Source organism: Paraglaciecola sp. MB-3u-78 (genome assembly GCF_002835935.1).
GTDB lineage: Bacteria > Pseudomonadota > Gammaproteobacteria > Enterobacterales > Alteromonadaceae > Paraglaciecola.
In genome coordinates this window covers 1-888 of record NZ_PJCF01000048.1, presented here as the reverse complement: position 1 = coordinate 888, position 888 = coordinate 1, and the positions used below count along the sequence as shown (strand labels likewise).

The 888-nt window shown below is 44.9% G+C and carries 1 protein-coding gene; it reads right to left on the bottom strand.

The genetic code is table 11. The features are described 5' to 3' along the window. Nucleotides 1-888, bottom strand: an 888-nt coding sequence (gene istA, locus CXF95_RS26255; RefSeq protein ID WP_157828258.1) for an IS21 family transposase, incomplete at both ends; no start/stop codon positions are given.

Here is an 888-nt window from a genome sequence, read left to right as displayed (position 1 = left end):
GGCATATGGATATCCAGGGTGCTGTGACCTCCCACGCGGTATGATCTTGGATGAACGGCCACTTGTACCCCTTGATGATAAAGTGTGACCAGTTGCCCCGTAGCATGTGCTTCTAGCTTTTTCTTGATCAAGGCGTGTGGCACCGAGTAGTAATGTTTTTCAATCTCGATGTGATAATCAATATGCACTTTGACCTGTTTCACTAAGGTGTAGCGATAAGGTTGTGACGGCAAAGGTTTCAGTGCGGGTTTATCTATCGCTTCAAATTGGGATAGCCTTGAGCCTGGATGCTTTTTCATTTGCCTTTGATTCAAATCGGTTAAAAGTGTCTGTATTTTTAGATTTAACTGTCGCAAGCTAAAAAAGCTTTCCTTGCGAAGTCGCGCCATTATCCAACGTTCAACGATTTGAACACCCACCTCAGCTTTCGATTTATCCTTGGGTTTATAAGGTCTGGCAGGCACGATAACGGTATCGTAATGGGCGGCGAGTTGTTGGTAGGTTGGGTTCAGATCCGGCTCGTAACGACACGCTTTTGTCACGGCACTTTTTAAGTTATCTGGGATGACCAATTCAGGTACGCCACCCAGAAATTCAAAGCATCGTGCATGACTCATCACCCAGTCTTCGAGTTTTTGGCTAAACGTAGCCTCTGCAAAGGTGTAGTTAGATGCGCCCATGACTGCCACAAAAACCTGTGCTGTGCGGCATTCACCCGTTGTTGAGTCCACAATATTCATAGTGGGTCCACAATAATCAACAAACAGTTTTTCACCTGCTTTATGGTTTTGACGCATGGACGGTTTTTGACATGTTAGCCATGTTTTATATAGACGACAGAAGTGGTTGTAGCTGTAAAAACCTTCTGGATACCGCTCACCATATTCT